Origin of the sequence: Sphingomonas sp. (assembly GCF_050725575.1) — a bacterium.
Lineage (GTDB): Bacteria > Pseudomonadota > Alphaproteobacteria > Sphingomonadales > Sphingomonadaceae > Sphingomonas.
The window spans coordinates 258,305-274,039 of sequence record NZ_JBOHHW010000002.1 but is presented as its reverse complement, the minus strand read 5'-3'; the positions used below and the strand labels follow the sequence as shown (position 1 = coordinate 274,039).

18 protein-coding genes are annotated in these 15,735 nt (G+C 64.3%); 12 read left to right on the top strand and 6 right to left on the bottom strand.

The window, feature by feature from the left end:
- The first annotated feature begins 2 nt into the window (after positions 1–2).
- The 3 genes from ACRECS_RS02540 (at position 3) to ACRECS_RS02530 (ending at position 1,868) form a co-directional block, all read left to right on the top strand.
- Positions 3–584, top strand: coding sequence for a TIGR00730 family Rossman fold protein (locus tag ACRECS_RS02540; RefSeq protein ID WP_431581372.1), 582 nt, complete (start codon positions 3–5; stop codon positions 582–584).
- Between the two features lie 34 nt (positions 585–618).
- Positions 619–1,575 carry a phytoene/squalene synthase family protein gene (locus tag ACRECS_RS02535; protein ID WP_431581371.1) on the top strand — a complete coding sequence of 319 codons (957 nt, stop codon included), beginning with the start codon at positions 619–621 and terminating at the stop codon, positions 1,573–1,575.
- A gap of 83 nt (positions 1,576–1,658) precedes the next feature.
- Positions 1,659–1,868, top strand: coding sequence for a hypothetical protein (locus ACRECS_RS02530; protein ID WP_431581370.1), 210 nt, complete (start codon positions 1,659–1,661; stop codon positions 1,866–1,868).
- On the opposite strand, the gene ACRECS_RS02525 is transcribed toward ACRECS_RS02530, so the two are convergent.
- Together ACRECS_RS02525 and ACRECS_RS02520 are read right to left on the bottom strand one after the other, a co-directional pair.
- On the bottom strand, positions 1,857–2,273 hold the full coding sequence (locus tag ACRECS_RS02525) for a hypothetical protein (RefSeq protein WP_431581369.1): 417 nt from the start codon (positions 2,271–2,273) through the stop codon (positions 1,857–1,859). The genes ACRECS_RS02530 and ACRECS_RS02525 overlap by 12 nt on opposite strands.
- Before the next feature lie 79 nt (positions 2,274–2,352).
- Complete coding sequence (locus ACRECS_RS02520; RefSeq protein ID WP_431581368.1) at positions 2,353–2,583, bottom strand: hypothetical protein; 231 nt, start codon at positions 2,581–2,583, stop codon at positions 2,353–2,355.
- A gap of 117 nt (positions 2,584–2,700) precedes the next feature.
- Here ACRECS_RS02520 and ACRECS_RS02515 point away from each other — a divergent pair, with 117 nt between their 5' ends.
- The 9 genes from ACRECS_RS02515 (at position 2,701) to ACRECS_RS02475 (ending at position 12,908) form a co-directional block, all read left to right on the top strand.
- Positions 2,701–4,539, top strand: a complete 1,839-nt coding sequence (locus ACRECS_RS02515; protein WP_431581367.1) for an ABCB family ABC transporter ATP-binding protein/permease — start codon at positions 2,701–2,703, stop codon at positions 4,537–4,539.
- Positions 4,540–4,610: 71 nt separating this feature from the next.
- Positions 4,611–6,734 (top strand): peptidyl-dipeptidase Dcp, encoded by a 2,124-nt coding sequence (gene dcp, locus ACRECS_RS02510; protein ID WP_431581366.1) that lies wholly within the window; start codon positions 4,611–4,613, stop codon positions 6,732–6,734.
- Between the two features lie 255 nt (positions 6,735–6,989).
- Positions 6,990–8,756, top strand: a complete 1,767-nt coding sequence (gene recQ / locus ACRECS_RS02505) for a DNA helicase RecQ (RefSeq protein ID WP_431581365.1) — start codon at positions 6,990–6,992, stop codon at positions 8,754–8,756.
- Positions 8,753–9,232: a hypothetical protein gene (locus ACRECS_RS02500; RefSeq protein ID WP_431581364.1), complete on the top strand. Its 480-nt coding sequence runs from the start codon at positions 8,753–8,755 to the stop codon at positions 9,230–9,232. Before recQ ends, ACRECS_RS02500 begins: the two co-directional genes overlap by 4 nt.
- A 65-nt stretch (positions 9,233–9,297) precedes the next feature.
- On the top strand, positions 9,298–9,732 hold the full coding sequence (locus ACRECS_RS02495) for a TIGR01244 family sulfur transferase (protein WP_431581363.1): 435 nt from the start codon (positions 9,298–9,300) through the stop codon (positions 9,730–9,732).
- Positions 9,729–10,118 carry a hypothetical protein gene (locus tag ACRECS_RS02490; RefSeq protein ID WP_187761464.1) on the top strand — a complete coding sequence of 130 codons (390 nt, stop codon included), beginning with the start codon at positions 9,729–9,731 and terminating at the stop codon, positions 10,116–10,118. Before ACRECS_RS02495 ends, ACRECS_RS02490 begins: the two co-directional genes overlap by 4 nt.
- A 10-nt stretch (positions 10,119–10,128) precedes the next feature.
- Entirely contained in the window at positions 10,129–11,109 is a 981-nt protein-coding gene (locus ACRECS_RS02485; RefSeq protein WP_431581362.1) for a sterol desaturase family protein, read from the top strand.
- Complete coding sequence (locus ACRECS_RS02480; RefSeq protein ID WP_431581361.1) at positions 11,043–12,629, top strand: GMC family oxidoreductase; 1,587 nt, start codon at positions 11,043–11,045, stop codon at positions 12,627–12,629. The genes ACRECS_RS02485 and ACRECS_RS02480 overlap by 67 nt, the downstream gene beginning before the upstream one ends.
- A gap of 96 nt (positions 12,630–12,725) precedes the next feature.
- Positions 12,726–12,908, top strand: a complete 183-nt coding sequence (locus tag ACRECS_RS02475) for a hypothetical protein (RefSeq protein WP_431581360.1) — start codon at positions 12,726–12,728, stop codon at positions 12,906–12,908.
- Positions 12,909–13,003: 95 nt separating this feature from the next.
- Here the strand turns inward: ACRECS_RS02475 and ACRECS_RS02470 are convergent, their stop codons facing one another.
- The 4 genes from ACRECS_RS02470 to ACRECS_RS02455 all read right to left on the bottom strand — a co-directional run bounded on the left by ACRECS_RS02470 (position 13,004) and on the right by ACRECS_RS02455 (position 15,721).
- Entirely contained in the window at positions 13,004–14,461 is a 1,458-nt protein-coding gene (locus tag ACRECS_RS02470) for an ammonium transporter (protein WP_431581359.1), read from the bottom strand.
- A gap of 14 nt (positions 14,462–14,475) precedes the next feature.
- Complete coding sequence (locus ACRECS_RS02465) at positions 14,476–14,814, bottom strand: P-II family nitrogen regulator (RefSeq protein WP_187761459.1); 339 nt, start codon at positions 14,812–14,814, stop codon at positions 14,476–14,478.
- A 152-nt stretch (positions 14,815–14,966) separates the two neighbouring features.
- Complete coding sequence (locus ACRECS_RS02460) at positions 14,967–15,170, bottom strand: DUF2007 domain-containing protein (protein WP_431581358.1); 204 nt, start codon at positions 15,168–15,170, stop codon at positions 14,967–14,969.
- Complete coding sequence (locus ACRECS_RS02455; protein WP_431581357.1) at positions 15,170–15,721, bottom strand: pyridoxamine 5'-phosphate oxidase family protein; 552 nt, start codon at positions 15,719–15,721, stop codon at positions 15,170–15,172. Before ACRECS_RS02455 ends, ACRECS_RS02460 begins: the two co-directional genes overlap by 1 nt.
- Between the last annotated feature and the right edge of the window lie 14 nt (positions 15,722–15,735).

The window sequence follows — 15,735 nt, the reverse complement described above, 5'->3', positions numbered from 1 at the left end:
TCATGAAACGTCTTGCCATCTATTGCGGCTCCGCCACGCCGGCCGATCCCGTCTATATCGAGTCCGCCCGACAGGTAGGCCGCATGCTGGCCGAACGCGGCATCGGCGTGGTCTATGGTGGCGGGCGGCTCGGGCTGATGGGCGCGGTAGCGGATTCGGCACTTGAGGCCGGGGGTGAGGTGATCGGGATCATCACCCAGGCGCTGGTCGATATCGAGGTCGCGCATCGCGGCTGCACCGAACTTCATGTCGTCGAGACGATGCATCAGCGCAAACAGGCGTTCACCGACCTGTCCGACGGCTTCGTTAACCTGCCCGGCGGAACGGGGACGATGGATGAGCTATGGGAAGCGATGAGCTGGGCGCAGCTCGGCTATCACACCAAGCCGGTCGGGCTGCTGAATGTCGCGGGCTATTATGATCATTTGATCGCCTTTTATCACAAGATGGGCGAGGTCGGTTTCCTGCGGCCACAGCATCAGGGGCTGTTGATCGTCGACACTGCGATTGATGGTTTGCTGGCGAAGATGGCCGATAGCCAGCCGATCAGGGCAATTACGACGATGAGCGCTTCCGACCTGTGAGTTCCTTCCGCTCCGTGCGGTCGGGCGGCAGATCATGAGTCATGCACCCGCCCTTCCCACCCGCGCCGCGATTGTCACAGCGGCACGGGACTCGATCGCGCGCGGATCAAAGAGTTTTGCAGCTGCAAGCACATTATTCGGCCCCGCGACGCGCGAACGCGCCTGGCTGCTTTATGCCTGGTGCCGCGCCTGCGACGATATCGCCGACGGACAGGACCATGGGCATGACATGAGTGTCGTGAACGATGCGCCGGAGCGACTCGTGCGCATGCGGGCATTGACCGAGGCGGCGCTGGCCGGTGAACCGGTCGGCGAACCCGCCTTCGAGGCGCTGCGCATCGTCGCGGCCGAGACGCGCCTGCCGCACGGTTTCGCGCGCGACTTGATTGAGGGGTTTGCGCTCGACGCGCGCGACTGGCGGCCACGTTCCGAAGCCGATCTCTACAAATATTGTTATCATGTCGCTGGCGTGGTCGGCTGCATGATGGCGGTGATCATGGGCGTGTCGCCCAATGACGATGCGACGCTCGACCGCGCCTGCGACCTGGGCATGGCGTTCCAGCTCGCCAATATCGCGCGCGATATCGAGGAGGATGACCGAGTCGGGCGTTGTTATGTGCCCGAGGACTGGCTGGTCGAAATGGATATCCCGCCGGGCCAGCATATGAAGCCGCCATTTCGCCGCCGCCTGGCGGTACTGGCGCGGCGGCTGGCCGATCGCGCTGCGCTGTTCGAGGCAAGCTCGCGGATCGGCACGACGAAGCTTGACCTGCGATCGGCCTGGGCAGTGCTGTCGGCTGCCGGCATCTATGGCGCGATCGGGCGCAAGGTCGCGGAAGGTGGCGAACATGCCTGGGATCACCGTGTGACGACGTCCAAGGCAGCGAAGATCGGCTTTATCAGTCGAGCGTTGGCCGAAGCGATGCAGCGACACAGGCTATACCCGGACGTACCGCGCGATCCCGAATTGTGGACGCGCCCGCGCCCCTGAAATTCCGCATCGAACAGGGTCAACGCTGCGCTAACCATGGTCAGTCACCGGCTGGTCACCCCGCATCCAGCATCGCGGACCTTGTGACCATGCTCTCTCTCAAATTGTCCCGCGCCCTGGCGCAGGGGCGCGCCGTCCGGCCCGAGCCCCCAAGCCGGGCCGCATTGCTGGCGATGTTGCTGCGCAAGCGCGCCGCCGCGCATAATGTCGGCGCGGCAGACCTCGAAGCCCTGCTGCGCGACCAGATCCGCTGGTCGCTGCCGATCGAACGCAACCCCGTTTCAGCCGAGTAACGGCTCTCCGGGATAAGGTTTGCGGTGGATCCGCGCCGCGATCCATCCGCCCACCAGCGGTACAATAATCGCACAGGCCTGCATCCATGGCGGATGGGGCAGCATGACGATGGCGGAGACGCCGCCGGCGACGACCAGCAGTGCGACGATCCAGCCCGCCCAGCGCCAGTCGGAAATTCGCAGCGCCAGCCATGCGCCGCCAAGCCCACCAAGGAACCAGGCCAGCACCACCAGCAGCTTCGCCGGGAGCGGCATGCCGGCCATGATCGCGGCGGTGGTTTCGGCATCGGCGCTGTCGAGCTCCCCACCCAGCGGATAGAGCGTTCCGGCAAGCAGCTCGATCAGCGCGACGATCGCCACGGCGGCGACCGCGCCGAGGACGACGCTCAGGATCCGTTTACCCATCAAAAAACCCCACCGTCCGGACGATGGGGTCGATCTATCAGTTCACCGGCGACCGGCCAATTGGGTTCAGTTGGCGGGTTCAGCTCGCGCGGCGATCCTGCTTCAGCTGCACCATATGCTCACCATTTGCGCGGCACGCGGCACTGACCACCGGAAAGTCGATATCGCTGTTGCGGGTGAGTGCCGCGGGCATCGCCGCCTGGCATTGCTGGATCGTCGCATAGCGCGCGGATTCGACCCGCGCCTCGGCGCAATTCGCGCTGCCGTCCGAGCATCCCATGATCGCCATGACGTAGAACAGGGGTTCCATGTCGTCGTCTCCCGTATCACGGGCATAAATCGACGAACCGACACTCTGGTTCCATGAAATGATTGTCCGGGGGATTGACCTTTCACCGGCGGCACTGACGACCTACATGTCATCCCTATGCCGCCCATGACCGAACCGACATCCCGAGAGCGTCCGCTCCTGCCGACGCTCCGGCGGTTCCTCCCCTATCTCTGGCCCGCCGATGCGCCGGCGCTGCGCTTGCGCATCGTACTCGCCATGGCGCTGGTCGTCGTGTCGAAGGTGGTGCAGGTCTATGGCGCACCCTTCGCACTGCAGGGCGCGGTCGACGGCATGGCCAAAGGCGATCGTAGCGCGACGACGCTGATCCTCGCTTTGGTCATCGGCTATGCCGCTGCGCGTTTCGGGTCGGTGCTGTTCGACAATCTGCGCAACACCGTGTTCGAACGGGTCGGACAGGATGCGACCCGCCGCCTTGCCGCAACCGTATTCCGCCACCTGCATCAGCTTTCGCTGCGCTTCCATCTCGAACGGCGCACGGGTGCTGTCACTAAGGTGGTCGAGCGCGGCACCAAGAGCATCGATACGATGCTCTATTTCCTGCTCTTCAACATCGCGCCGACCGTGCTTGAGCTGGCTATGGTGGTCGGCATCTTCTGGACCAAGTTCGGCGGCTGGCTGGTCACCGCCACGCTGATCATGGTGGTCGCCTATATCGCCTTCACCCGCGCGGTGACCGACTGGCGCGCGGCATTGCGCACGCAGATGAACGACCTCGATACCGGCGCGGTCAGCCATGCGGTCGATTCATTGCTCAATTTCGAGACGGTGAAATATTTCGGCGCGGAGGAGCGTGAGGCGAAACGCTACGACGCGGCGATGGCGGCCTATGCCGGCGCGGCAGTGCGTAGCGAGAATTCGCTCGCCTGGCTCAACATCGGCCAGGCGCTGATCACCAACGTGATGATGGCGTTCGGCATGGCGCTGATCGTGTGGGGCTGGAGCAGCGGCCGCTTCACCGCGGGTAACGTCGTGCTCGTCTCGACCCTGCTCGCGCAGCTGTTCCGCCCGCTCGACCTGCTCGGCATGGTCTATCGCACGATCCGTCAGGGCGTGATCGACATGGGGTCGATGTTCGACCTGATCGATACACCCTCGGAAGTGGTCGATGCGCCAGGCGCGACGGCTTTGGTGGTCGGCAGGGGCCATGTCCGGTTCGAGGATGTCCGCTTCGGCTATGACGACCCCGAGCATGGCGGGCGCGAGATCCTGAAGGGCATCGATCTCAATATCCCGGCCGGACATACTCTGGCGGTGGTCGGGCCGTCGGGAGCCGGCAAGTCCACGCTCGCACGGCTGATGTACCGTTTCTACGACCTGACCGGCGGCCGCATCACGATCGACGACCAGGATATCGCGCAAGTCACCCAGGCCAGCCTGCGCGCCGCGATCGGTATCGTGCCGCAGGATACGGTGCTGTTCAACGACACGATCGGCTACAACATCGCCTATGGCCGTGAAGGCGCGGACCAGGAACAGATCGAGACAGCGGCGCGCGGCGCCGCGATCGCCGGGTTCATCGAGAGCCAGAGTGAGGGATATCAGACGCGCGTCGGCGAACGCGGGCTGAAACTCTCGGGCGGCGAGAAGCAGCGCGTGGCGATCGCCCGTACCCTGCTCAAGAATCCGCCGATCCTGATCCTCGACGAAGCGACCAGCGCACTCGACAGCCGCACCGAGGGCGAGATCCAGGACACGCTGGAGGCGATTTCCGCGCGGCGCACGACGATCGTCATCGCCCATCGCCTGTCGACCGTGGTCAATGCCGACGAGATCGTCGTGCTCGAGGCCGGCCAGGTGGTCGAACGCGGCACGCATGCAAGGCTGCTGCTGCGCAAGGGCGGCCTCTATGCCGAAATGTGGAACCGCCAGGCGCAGGAGCGCGCCGATGAGGATGACGTGATGGCTGCGGAGTAATCGTGCGATTTCACTTGCTGTTCGCCGCCACGCGACCAACAAGGCCCGCCTGAACTCCCCAAGGAACGGCCATGATCGTCGCACGTTTGCTTACCACCACTGCCCTTGTCGCCACGCTATGGAGCGTCCCCGCCGGCAGCGCCGCGCCAGCGCGTACCAATCCCTTCGCCACGGCCAGCACCTTGCCGTACCAGGCGCCGGATTTCCGCAAGATCGAGACCAGCGATTACCTGCCGGCGTTCGCGCAGGGCATGAAGCAGCAGCTGGTCGAGGTGACGATCATCGCCAATAATCCGGCCGCGCCGACCTTCGACAATACCATCGCCGCGCTGGAGCGGTCGGGCCAGATGCTCAGCCGGGTCAGCCAGGTCTTCTCCGCGCTCAGCTCGGCCGATACCAATGACGCGCTGCAGGCTATCGACACCGAAATCTCGCCCAAGCTGACCGCGCATTCCGACGCGATCTATCTCAACGCGAAGCTCTTCGCGCGGGTCAAGGCGCTGTACGACCAGAAGGCGACGCTCTCGCTGACCCCGGAACAGGCGCAATTGCTCGAGGTCGATTACCAGCAGTTCGTGCGCGCCGGCGCGCAGCTGTCGGCGGCCGACCAGACCAGCCTGCGCGCACTCAACACGCAGATTTCGTCGCTGCAGACCGCATTCCAGCAAAAACTGCTCGCCGCGACCAAGGCCGGCGGGCTGGTGATCGACGATGTGAAGAAGCTCGACGGGCTCGGCGCCGACGGCATCGCCGCCGCGGCGAAGGCCGCTGCCGATCGCGGGTTGAAGGGCAAATGGGTGCTGCCGCTGCAGAACTCGACGCAGCAGCCGGCGCTCGCCTCGCTGACCGATCGCACGACGCGCCAGGCGCTGTTCGAGAAGAGCTGGACGCGGACCGAACAGGGCGACGCCAACGACACGCGCGCGACCGTCGCCGAGCTGGCGGTGCTACGCGCGCAAAAGGCCAAATTGCTCGGTTTCCCGACCTTTGCCGATTATGTCCTGGTCGACCAGATGGCCAAGACGCCGGGTGCGGCGAGCAATTTCCTCAAGCAGTTCGGCCCGGCTTTGTCGGCGAAGCAGCGCAGCGAGGCGGCCGCGATCCAGGCGCAGATCAAGGCGACCGGCGGCGATTTCGAGCTGAAGCCATGGGACTGGGATTTCTATTCCGAGCAGGTGCGCAAAGCGAAGTACGACCTGGATGGCGAGCAGCTGAAGCCCTATTTCGAGATCGACAAGGTGCTGAAGGACGGCGTTTTCTATGCCGCGAACCAGCTTTACGGGATCAGCTTCAAGGAGCGGAAGGATATCCCGGTCTATAATCCCGATGTCCGCGTGTTCGAGGTGTCCGAGGCGAACGGCACGACGATCGGCCTGATGTATTTCGATTACTGGAAGCGCGACAACAAGTCGGGCGGCGCATGGATGTCGAACTTTGTCGGCCAGTCCAAGCTGCTCGGCACCAAGCCGGTGATCTATAATGTCGCCAATTTCACCAAGCCGGCGGCGGGCAAGCCGGCGCTGATCAGCTTCGACGATGTGACGACCATGTTCCATGAATTCGGCCATGCGCTGCACGGCCTGTTCGCCGACCAGGTCTATCCGAGCCTGTCGGGCACCAACACGGCGCGCGATTTCGTCGAATTCCCGTCGCAGTTCAACGAGCATTGGGCGCTCGATCCCAAGGTGCTGGCGCATTATGCGGTGAATTATCAGACCGGGGCAGCGATGCCGCAAGCCTTGGTCGACAAGATCCGCGCCGCCGAGACGTTCAACCAGGGCTATACCACCGGCGAAGCGCTGGAGGCGGCGCAGCTCGACATGGCGTGGCACTCGCTGCCCGCCGACGCGCCGAAGCAGGACGTCGATGCGTTCGAAGCGAAAGCGCTGGCGGCAATGGGGCTGGAAACCGACAAGGTCCCGCCGCGCTATCGCAGCAGCTATTTCTCGCACATCTGGGGCGGCGGCTATGCCGCGGGCTATTATGCCTATGCCTGGACCCAGATGCTCGACCATGACGCCTATGCCTGGTTCGTCGCCAATGGCGGCCTGACCCGCGCCAATGGCCAGCGTTTCCGCGACCTGATCCTGTCGCGCGGCCACACCGAGGATTATGGGCCGATGTTCAAGACCTTCTACGGCAAGGATCCCGAGGTCGGCCCGATGCTCGATTATCTCGGGCTGAACACCAAATAAGCGCCACCGTTGCGATTGACGGCAGGTGCTTGAGGATCAAGCACCTGCCGGACGCACGAGGAGCGGCGGGAGATATGGGACACCGGTTGTGTCGTATCTTTTTCCAACCGCGCTTAATTAAACTGTTTAATATCAAATATTTATATCAAGATGAATAATCTTGAGCTGCGCCGGGCGAAAATCTCGCGGAGATCTCGGAGCATCCGGCGATCTCGACCATTGCGGTAATCCGGCCCGGACCCTAGGTCGGTCGCAATGTCGACCGATCCTCTGCCCATCCTGCAATCCACTTTCGGCTTTCCCGAGTTTCGCGGGGTGCAGCGGCACGTGATCGACCGCGTGCTCGCGGCCGAGAATACGCTGGCGGTGATGCCAACCGGCGCGGGCAAGTCGCTGTGTTACCAGCTGCCGGCCGTGGCGCTGGAGGGGACCTGCGTGGTGGTCTCGCCATTGATCGCGCTGATGCATGATCAGCTGCGCGCCGCATCCGCGATCGGTATTCGCGCGGCGACCCTGACCTCAGTCGACACCGACCAGATGGAGACGATCGCGCGGTTCCGGCGCGGCGAGCTCGACCTGCTCTATGTCGCGCCGGAGCGCGCCTCGGGCGAAAGCTTCCGCAATCTGCTGGGCCAGGCGCCGCTGGCGCTGTTCGCGATCGACGAAGCGCATTGCGTGTCGGAATGGGGGCATGATTTCCGTCCCGATTACCGTCTGCTGCGCCCGCTGCTCGATCATTTTCCGCAAGTCCCGCGCCTCGCGCTGACCGCGACCGCCGATGCGGTGACCCGGGCGGACATTCTCGATCAGCTCGGCATTCCGCGTAACGGCATGATCGTCGCCGGTTTCGACCGACCCAATATCCGCTACATGATCAGCCCGAAGGACAATGCCACGCGGCAGATCGCCGATCTGATCGCCGAACAGCCGGGTCCGGGCATCGTCTATGCCCAGACGCGCAAAGGGGTGGAGCAGCTGGCCGAGAAGCTCGCCGCGACGGGCCGCGCCACACGGCCCTATCATGCCGGGCTGGAGCCGCATGTGCGGTCGAGAAATCAGGCCGATTTCGTCGCCAGCGAGGATATGGTGATCGTCGCAACGGTGGCGTTCGGCATGGGCATCGACAAGCCCGATGTGCGCTTCGTCGCGCATGCCGGGATGCCGAAATCGATCGAGGCCTATTATCAGGAGACCGGCCGCGCCGGCCGCGACGGTGACCCGGCGGTCGCGCACCTGTTCTGGGGCGCGGAGGATTTCGCCAAGGCGCGGCAGCGGATCAGCGAAGTCGAGCCGCACCGCCAGGCGGGCGAGCGCACGCGATTGACCGCGCTGGGTGCGCTGGTCGAGACGGCGGGATGCCGGCGGCGCATATTGCTCAAGCATTTCGGTGATGATTCACCGGAGAATTGCGGCAATTGCGACAATTGCCTGAGCCCGCCCAGCGCAGTCGATGCAACCGAAGTGGCGCGCAAATTCCTGTCCGCGGTGTTCCGCACCGGGCAAAGCTTCGGCGTCGGCTATATCGAGAGCATCCTGACCGGCCAGTCGAGCGAGCGCAGCCTGATGAACGGGCATGAGGCGCTGTCGGTGTTCGGCATTGCGTCAAGCCCGGAGGAAGCGGCGCTGATCAAGCCGGTGTCGCGCGCGCTGCTGCTGCGCGATGCACTCCGCGCCAATGATTTCGGCGGGCTGGAATTCGGCCCCGAGGCCAAGGCGATCCTGAAGGGCGAGGCCGAGGTCGCGCTAATCGTTCCGCCCAAGCGCGAGCGGCGCCGGCGCGGCAGCACGGTCGCCAACCCGACCGGCGATCCCTTGTTCGAAGCGCTGCGCGCCAGACGCCGCGAGCTGGCGGCGGAGGCGAGCGTGCCACCTTATGTCATCTTCCACGATTCGGTGCTGCGTGAGATGGCGACGATGCGCCCCGCCAACGCCGCCGCGCTGGGACGGATTTCCGGTGTGGGCGCACGCAAGCTGGAGGCGTATGGTGATGCGTTCCTGCAAGTGATCCGGGAGGCGGCATGAGACTCCTGGCGGCATTGATCGTGAGCGCGGCCTTGTGCGGCTGCATGTCGGAGCCTCAGCGGGGCAATGGCGCCGCCGAAACCGGCGTGTCGACGATGGTGGAGAATGAGGCGGTGATGATTGCGCCGACACCTTCTCCCATATCCCCCTCTCCCATACCAGCCACACCAACCCCGGCCGAAACGGCGTCGCCCGCGCCCGACGAGGCGCCGGCGTTCAACGAGCAGCAATTGACCACTTATCCCAAGGCGCGCGGCCTGCCCGGCGATGTGCAGCGCTTCGTCGCGCGCTACGAGGATTGCGAGCATTTCATTGGCGAACCCGATTATGACGCCGAGCGCCGCGCCGAGCTGGAAAAAGCAGTGACGGAAGTCTGCAAGGGTATCGATGCCGAGGCAGCGGGGCTGCGCAGGAAATATGCGGCCGAGGCAGCGGTGACCACGGCGCTGGCCGGCTATGAGGATCTCCACCAGTAATTCCCGGTAATTCATTGCCCACCGCCATCTCGACTTTGCGCGCGCCCGGCGGCAAGGTCAGTGCCATGACCAGCATCCGCCCTATTGACGACTCGATTTCAGTCGCCCCGCAGATCACCCCCGCCGACGTGACCGAGATCGCGCGCGCCGGCTTTACCGCGATCATCAACAACCGCCCCGACGATGAAGAGCCCGGCCAGCCCGAGGGGGCGGCAGTGCGCCTGATCGCGGAGACGCTGCACCTGAAATATACCGAGATCCCGGTCACTCATTCGGGTTTTTCCGGCAATCAGGTCGATGCGATGGTCGCGGCACTCGAGGATGCCGGCGGACCGGTCCTTGCATATTGCCGTTCGGGCACGCGGTCGTGCAATCTCTGGGCGCTGGCGCGAGTCAAGATGGGCGACCATCCCGACACGGTGATGGCGAAGGCGGCCGCCACCGGATACGACCTGACCGGCATCCGCCCGCTGCTCGATGCGTTAGCCTCGGGCAGATGAACTGGGTCCAGCTTGGCGGCAGCCTGGTCGCGATTCTCGGGCTCGCCGGGATCGCACATCTGCTCAAGCTGGGCGAAAGCCGGATCGGCGACGCCGCCAAGGCCCGCGAAATGGCCGAGGATATGCTCGCCGGATTCGAGGCCCGCGCCGCGATCGTCAGCACTGATGGCAATGCCGCCCTGGTCGCAGGAAATGGCGCGATCGCGGTGCTGAAGCGCCACGGCGCGAAGGTCGCGGCACGCCGCCTGCTTGCGCCGCTGCGCATCCGTCCGGCGGTCGAAGGGGTCGAGATCGACACCGGCGAGCGGCTGTTCGGCGGGGTCGTGCTGCTCGGCGTGATCGATGAAGACGTACGCGGGCTGGAAGCGTCGCTGACAAGAGTGTAAGCAGCCTTTCATGGATCTGCATTTCCTCGTCGCTTATGACCCGGTCAAATATGCCGTGCCGGGCTTTGTCCTGCTCGTTGCGCTTGAGATGGTCGTCGCGCGCTTCCGGGACCGGACGCGCTATGAACCGCGCGATACGCTCACCTCGCTCGCGCTTGGGCTGGGCAGCACGGTGGCCGGGGCGCTCACCGCCGGGATCGTCTATGCCGTCGCTGTCTGGGTGTGGCAGTTCCGGCTCTTCGACATCGGTTACGCCTGGTACTGGTTCGCGATCGCCTTCGTGATCGACGACCTGGCCTATTATGTCTTTCACCGCATGGCGCATCGCGTGCGCTGGTTCTGGGCGAGCCATGTCATCCATCATTCGAGCCAGCATTATAATCTGTCGACCGCGCTCCGGCAGACCTGGACCGGCCTCGTCTCGCTCGGCTTCATCTTCCGTCTGCCGCTCGCTTTGATCGGCTTCCCGCCCGAGATGCTGCTGTTCGTCGGGGCGATCAACCTGATCTACCAGTTCTGGATTCATACCGAAGTGGTCGGACGCTGCCCGCGCTGGTTCGAGGCGGTGATGAACACGCCGTCGCACCACCGCGTCCATCATGCGACCAATGCGCGCTATCTCGACAAGAATTATGCTGGGGTGTTCATCATCTGGGACAAGATGTTCGGCACGTTCGAGCCGGAGCGCGATGACGACCGGCCGCGCTATGGCATCGTCCATAATCTCGGCAGCTTCAACCTGATCTGGGCCGCGTTCCACGAATGGGTCGGCATCGCCAGGGATGTGTGGGCGGCGCCGGGCTGGCGTGCCAAGCTGGGCTATATGGTCATGCCGCCGGGGTGGAGCCACGACGGCAGCCGGGATACGTCGGAAATTATCAAAGAGCGCTGGCTGGAAAAGCAGCGCCGAGCGGAGGGTGCGCAGTGGAAGAAGCCGATATCGTCGTCGTCGGAGGAGGATCGGGCGGGAGCGCCGCCGCAGGCCGCCTGAGCGAGGACGGGAAATACACCGTCGCCCTGCTCGAGGCGGGCGGTCGCAACACCGGTCTTCGCACCCGCATCCCCGGCTTCCTCGCCTTCCAGACCGAGAAGACCAACTGGCAGTTCGAAACCGTGCCGCAGGCCGGGCTCAACGGCCGGCGCGGCTATCAACCGCGCGGACGCGGCCTGGGCGGGTCGAGCGCGATCAATGCGATGCTCTATCTGCGCGGCGCTGCGTGGGATTACGACAATTGGGCGGCGATGGGCTGTTCCGGTTGGTCCTATGAGGACGTGCTGCCCTGGTTCAGGAAATCCGAAGCCAATGAGCGCGGCGGCGATGACTTCCACGGCGGCGATGGGCCGCTCCGGGTCAGCAACCAGCGCTCGCCGCATCCCGGCAGCCTTGAGTTCGTCGAAGCGGCGCGCAACCTGCAAATCCCCGGCAATGACGATTTCAACGGCGCGCGCCAGGAAGGCATCGGCCTTTATCAGGTGACGCAGCATGGCGGCGAGCGCTGGAGCGCGTCGCGCGGCTATATCGAACCGGCCAAGGATCGCCGCAATCTCGAAGTCCTGACTGACGTGGTCGCTGAACGCGTGTTGTTCGACGAAGGCCGCGCCTGGGGCGTCGCCTATCTGCAGGACGGCGAGGAGAAGATCATCAGGGCAAAGCGCGCGGTGGTGCTCGCCGGCGGCGTGTTCGGGACGCCGCAATTGCTCATGCTATCGGGCATTGGTCCGGGCGCGCATCTGCAGGACCATGGCCTCGCCGTGCGCACCGACCGGCCCGCGGTCGGCACCAATTTGCAGGACCATGTCGATTATGTCGCCGGGTTCGAGACCAAGGGCAGCTATTTCATCGGCCAGTCGCTGGCCGGCACGGTGAAATCGGCCGGCGCGGTGATCGAATGGTTCCGCCGCCGCACCGGATCGATGACCACGCCCTATGCCGAGGCGGGCGGCTTCCTGACGCTCGATCCGGGCGCCCCGGCGCCTGACATCCAGCTTCATTTCGTGCCGGTGATGCTGGAGGATCATGGCCGCACCAAGCTCAAGACGCATGGCTTCTCCTGCCATGTCTGCGTGCTGCGCCCGGAAAGCCATGGCACGGTCATGCTGCAGTCGATCGACGCGCGCGCCGCGCCGCTGATCGACCCCGCTTTCCTCGCCGACCGGCGTGATGTCGAGCTCCTCAAGAAGGGCGTCCGCGCGATGTACCGCATCCTCGAGGCGCCGCCGCTGGCCAATCACAAGGGCAAGGACCGCTATCCGATCGACCTCAACGACGACGAAGCGCTCGAGCGGCTGATCCGCGCCCGCGCCGACACCATCTATCATCCGGTCGGCACGGCGCGGATGGGGTCGGACGATCTGGCGGTGTGCGACCCGAAGCTGCGCGTACGCGGGGTCGAGGGGCTTTATGTCGCCGATGCCTCGATCATGCCCAAGCTGATATCGGGCAATACCAATGCGCCGTCGATCATGATCGGCGAGCGCTGCGCCGATTTCGTGCGGGCCGATCTCGCCTGAGGCGCAAGGGTCCAGACCCAATCACCATAACGGGTGACCGCTTCGCGGCAGGCCTCGATCATTGTGGTGACTGGGTTTGGACCCTAGACGCGCCGGATGGATAAGAAACTGTGGAACAGGATCGGGCTTATCGCCACGGTCTGCCTCGTGCCGGGCGGCTTCATCCTCGGCGCGACCCTCGCTGCGCGGCGCTACCGCCAGCAACAGGACGAAAAGGCTGCGGCCGGGGCGGAAGAGCCAGCGGAATCGAATCAGCCCGCGGACCAGGCCGAGACATAAAAAAGGGCCGGTGCGTTGCCGCACCGGCCTGAGGTTGTCCGCAGGAGGAACATGGTTTGGAAGCCGGTCTCCCCCGAGGCCGGCCCCCAATCTCGTCAATAATTATAGGCGCGTTCGCCGTGTTCGCTGATGTCGAGACCGTCATGCTCGACTTCGGCGGAGGGGCGCAGGCCGATGGTGTATTTGAGCGCCAGGAACAGGACCGCCGAAACACCGCCAGACCAGATCAGCGTCACGCCCACGGCCTTTGCCTGAGTGATCAGCTGTGTGCCGATGTCATAGAGTTCCGGATGGAACGCGGCCGGCATCACGGTGTAATCGAAATAGCCCTGGCCGCCGAGCGCCGGCGACGCGACGATCGCGGTGCCGAGCGCACCGACGATGCCGCCGATGCAGTGGACGCCGAACACATCGAGTGAGTCGTCATAGCCGAACTTGTTCTTGACCGTGGTCACGAAGAAGAAGCAGACGATCGAGGCGACCGCGCCAAGGAGGATCGAGGTCATCGGCGCGGCGAAACCGGCCGCCGGGGTGATCGCCACCAGGCCGGCGACGACACCCGAGGCCGCACCGAGCAGCGACGGTTTCTTGTGGATGATCTGTTCGATCACCGCCCAGGTCACACCGGCGGCGGCCGTGGCGACGAAGGTGTTGATGAACGCGACCGCAGTGACGGCGTTGGATTCGAGGTTGGAGCCGGCGTTGAAGCCGAACCAGCCGACCCACAGCAGCGCGGCGCCGATCATGGTCATGGTCAGCGAGTGCGGCGGCATCGGCTCAGTCTTGTAGCCGAGACGCTTGCCCACGATGATCGCACCGGCCAGGCCAGCGATACCGGCATTGATATGCACCACGGTGCCGCCGGCGAAATCGAGTGCGCCCCAGCCCCAGAGCAGGCCATGATCGCCAGGCGCGGCCGGGAGGAAGTCCGGGCCGGCCCAATACCAGACCATATGCGCCATCGGGAAATAGACGATGGTGAGCCACGCGACCACGAAGATGATCAATGGCGTGAATTTGATCCGTTCCGCGAACGCCCCGACGATCAGCGCGGGCGTAATGCACGCAAAGGTCATCTGGAAGATCACGAAGACATATTCGGGGAGATAGACCCCGTTGCTGAAGGTCGCGCCGAAGGTGGTCGCATCGACCCCCTTCAGGAAAACCTTGGAGAAGCCGCCGACGAACAGGTTCAGGTCACCGCCATTGGTGAAGGCCATCGAATAACCCCAGCACACCCAGACGAGCGACGCGACACACACGATGGTCAGCACCTGCATCAGCACCGACAGCATGTTCTTGGTGCGCACCAGGCCGCCATAGAAGAGCGCGAGACCGGGCACCGACATCATCAGCACCAGTGCCGACGAGATCAGCATCCAGCTGACGTCACCCTTGTTGACCATCGCAGCGGTCGGGACAAAGGCGGCGGGAGCAGCCGTCGCCGCAGCAGGCGCCGCTTCGGCGACCGCATTGGCCACTTGCGCCCAGGCGGGCATTGCCGCGAACAGCGCAAGCCCCGCGCCGGCAGCAAGTTTCAATCCATGCTTCATCATAACCCCCTTCATCACAGCGCTGTCTGGTCGGTTTCGCCGGTGCGGATGCGCACCGCCTGGCCAACGTCGAGCACGAAGATCTTGCCGTCGCCGATCGCGCCGGTGTTCGCCGCCGCCTGTACCGTCTCGACGACGCGCGCCGCGAGGTCGGACGCGCAGACGATCTCGATCTTGATCTTCGGCACCATGTTGGTGCTGTATTCGGCACCGCGATAGATTTCGGTCTGGCCCTTCTGGCGGCCAAAGCCCTTCACTTCGGTCACGGTCATGCCCGCGACCCCGATTTCGGTGAGCGCCTCGCGCACCTCGTCGAGTTTGAACGGCTTGATGATTGCTATGACGAGCTTCATTCGCGCCCCCTTTCATTGTCCCGGGAGCTCCTCAGCAATGCTCGTGCCAGAGTCGAAACAACACGGAATCGGGGCGGAATCCGCCCCGATTCCGGGGATCAAAGATTAAGCGGAGATAAAAATTTGTGCAGTTGCGAACAAATGCCCGAGAATCAGGCAGCGGTCCCGATGATCGCCTGTGCTTCGGCCAGATCATTCTCATCGACCATCACGCGCACCGGGATGAACAGATAGCTGCCGTCCCCGATGCTCGATTCACCGTCAAAGGCGAGTGCCGCGATGCCGTCCGAGTCCAGCCGGCCGATCAGGATATGCGCTTCATTGCGATTGAACCGGCCAAGTTCGACAAGCGCCATTATCGTGCCGCCACGGTCGGGTTGCGCGTCGGCAGGCCATCGATGCTGGTGGTTCGCTTGGCATATTTGCCGAAACGTTCGGCATCGCTCGATCCCGCATGATATTTGACCAGCGTCTGCCGCTCGCGCTCGAACGTCATATACGGCACGCCCCAGCCGCAGCTGGTCTGCACCTGGTCGATCGCCACGTCGAAAATCTGGCGCGTGCCGGGCAATAAAGTGAATTGCGCGCTGAGCTCAGCCCAGCGATCGTCCTGTGGCAGCACCGCTTGCCCCCGGCCATAGATGCGGAAGATCAAAGCGGGATTGTCGAACGCGCAGAACATGATGGTGATGCGCCCATCGGCGAGCAGATGCGCGTTGGTCTCGTTGCCCGAGCCCGCGACATCGAGATAGGCGACGCGCGTGTCGTTGAGCACGCGGAAGCAATCCATGCCCTTGGGACTGAGGTTGATCCGCGCACCCTCCGCCGCGGTCGCGACGAAGAAGACCGGCTGGCGCGCGATGAAGGCGCGGTGGTCGGCGGTCAGTGCGTCGAAGAATTCGGCCATCGCAATACCTCGAT

What these genes read in the sequence shown, in the direction of transcription:
- ACRECS_RS02470 (WP_431581359.1), bottom strand. Translation starts at nt 14,461, where the DNA reads ATGAAGCATGGATTGAAACTTGCTGCCGGCGCGGGGCTTGCGCTGTTC.
- ACRECS_RS02490 (WP_187761464.1), top strand. Translation starts at nt 9,729, where the DNA reads ATGAACTGGGTCCAGCTTGGCGGCAGCCTGGTCGCGATTCTCGGGCTC.
- ACRECS_RS02455 (WP_431581357.1), bottom strand. Translation starts at nt 15,721, where the DNA reads ATGGCCGAATTCTTCGACGCACTGACCGCCGACCACCGCGCCTTCATC.
- ACRECS_RS02520 (WP_431581368.1), bottom strand. Translation starts at nt 2,583, where the DNA reads ATGGAACCCCTGTTCTACGTCATGGCGATCATGGGATGCTCGGACGGC.
- ACRECS_RS02485 (WP_431581362.1), top strand. Translation starts at nt 10,129, where the DNA reads ATGGATCTGCATTTCCTCGTCGCTTATGACCCGGTCAAATATGCCGTG.
- ACRECS_RS02460 (WP_431581358.1), bottom strand. Translation starts at nt 15,170, where the DNA reads ATGGCGCTTGTCGAACTTGGCCGGTTCAATCGCAATGAAGCGCATATC.
- ACRECS_RS02475 (WP_431581360.1), top strand. Translation starts at nt 12,726, where the DNA reads ATGGATAAGAAACTGTGGAACAGGATCGGGCTTATCGCCACGGTCTGC.
- ACRECS_RS02525 (WP_431581369.1), bottom strand. Translation starts at nt 2,273, where the DNA reads ATGGGTAAACGGATCCTGAGCGTCGTCCTCGGCGCGGTCGCCGCCGTG.
- ACRECS_RS02495 (WP_431581363.1), top strand. Translation starts at nt 9,298, where the DNA reads ATGACCAGCATCCGCCCTATTGACGACTCGATTTCAGTCGCCCCGCAG.
- recQ (WP_431581365.1), top strand. Translation starts at nt 6,990, where the DNA reads ATGTCGACCGATCCTCTGCCCATCCTGCAATCCACTTTCGGCTTTCCC.
- ACRECS_RS02465 (WP_187761459.1), bottom strand. Translation starts at nt 14,814, where the DNA reads ATGAAGCTCGTCATAGCAATCATCAAGCCGTTCAAACTCGACGAGGTG.
- ACRECS_RS02540 (WP_431581372.1), top strand. Translation starts at nt 3, where the DNA reads ATGAAACGTCTTGCCATCTATTGCGGCTCCGCCACGCCGGCCGATCCC.
- dcp (WP_431581366.1), top strand. Translation starts at nt 4,611, where the DNA reads ATGATCGTCGCACGTTTGCTTACCACCACTGCCCTTGTCGCCACGCTA.
- ACRECS_RS02535 (WP_431581371.1), top strand. Translation starts at nt 619, where the DNA reads ATGAGTCATGCACCCGCCCTTCCCACCCGCGCCGCGATTGTCACAGCG.
- ACRECS_RS02515 (WP_431581367.1), top strand. Translation starts at nt 2,701, where the DNA reads ATGCCGCCCATGACCGAACCGACATCCCGAGAGCGTCCGCTCCTGCCG.
- ACRECS_RS02500 (WP_431581364.1), top strand. Translation starts at nt 8,753, where the DNA reads ATGAGACTCCTGGCGGCATTGATCGTGAGCGCGGCCTTGTGCGGCTGC.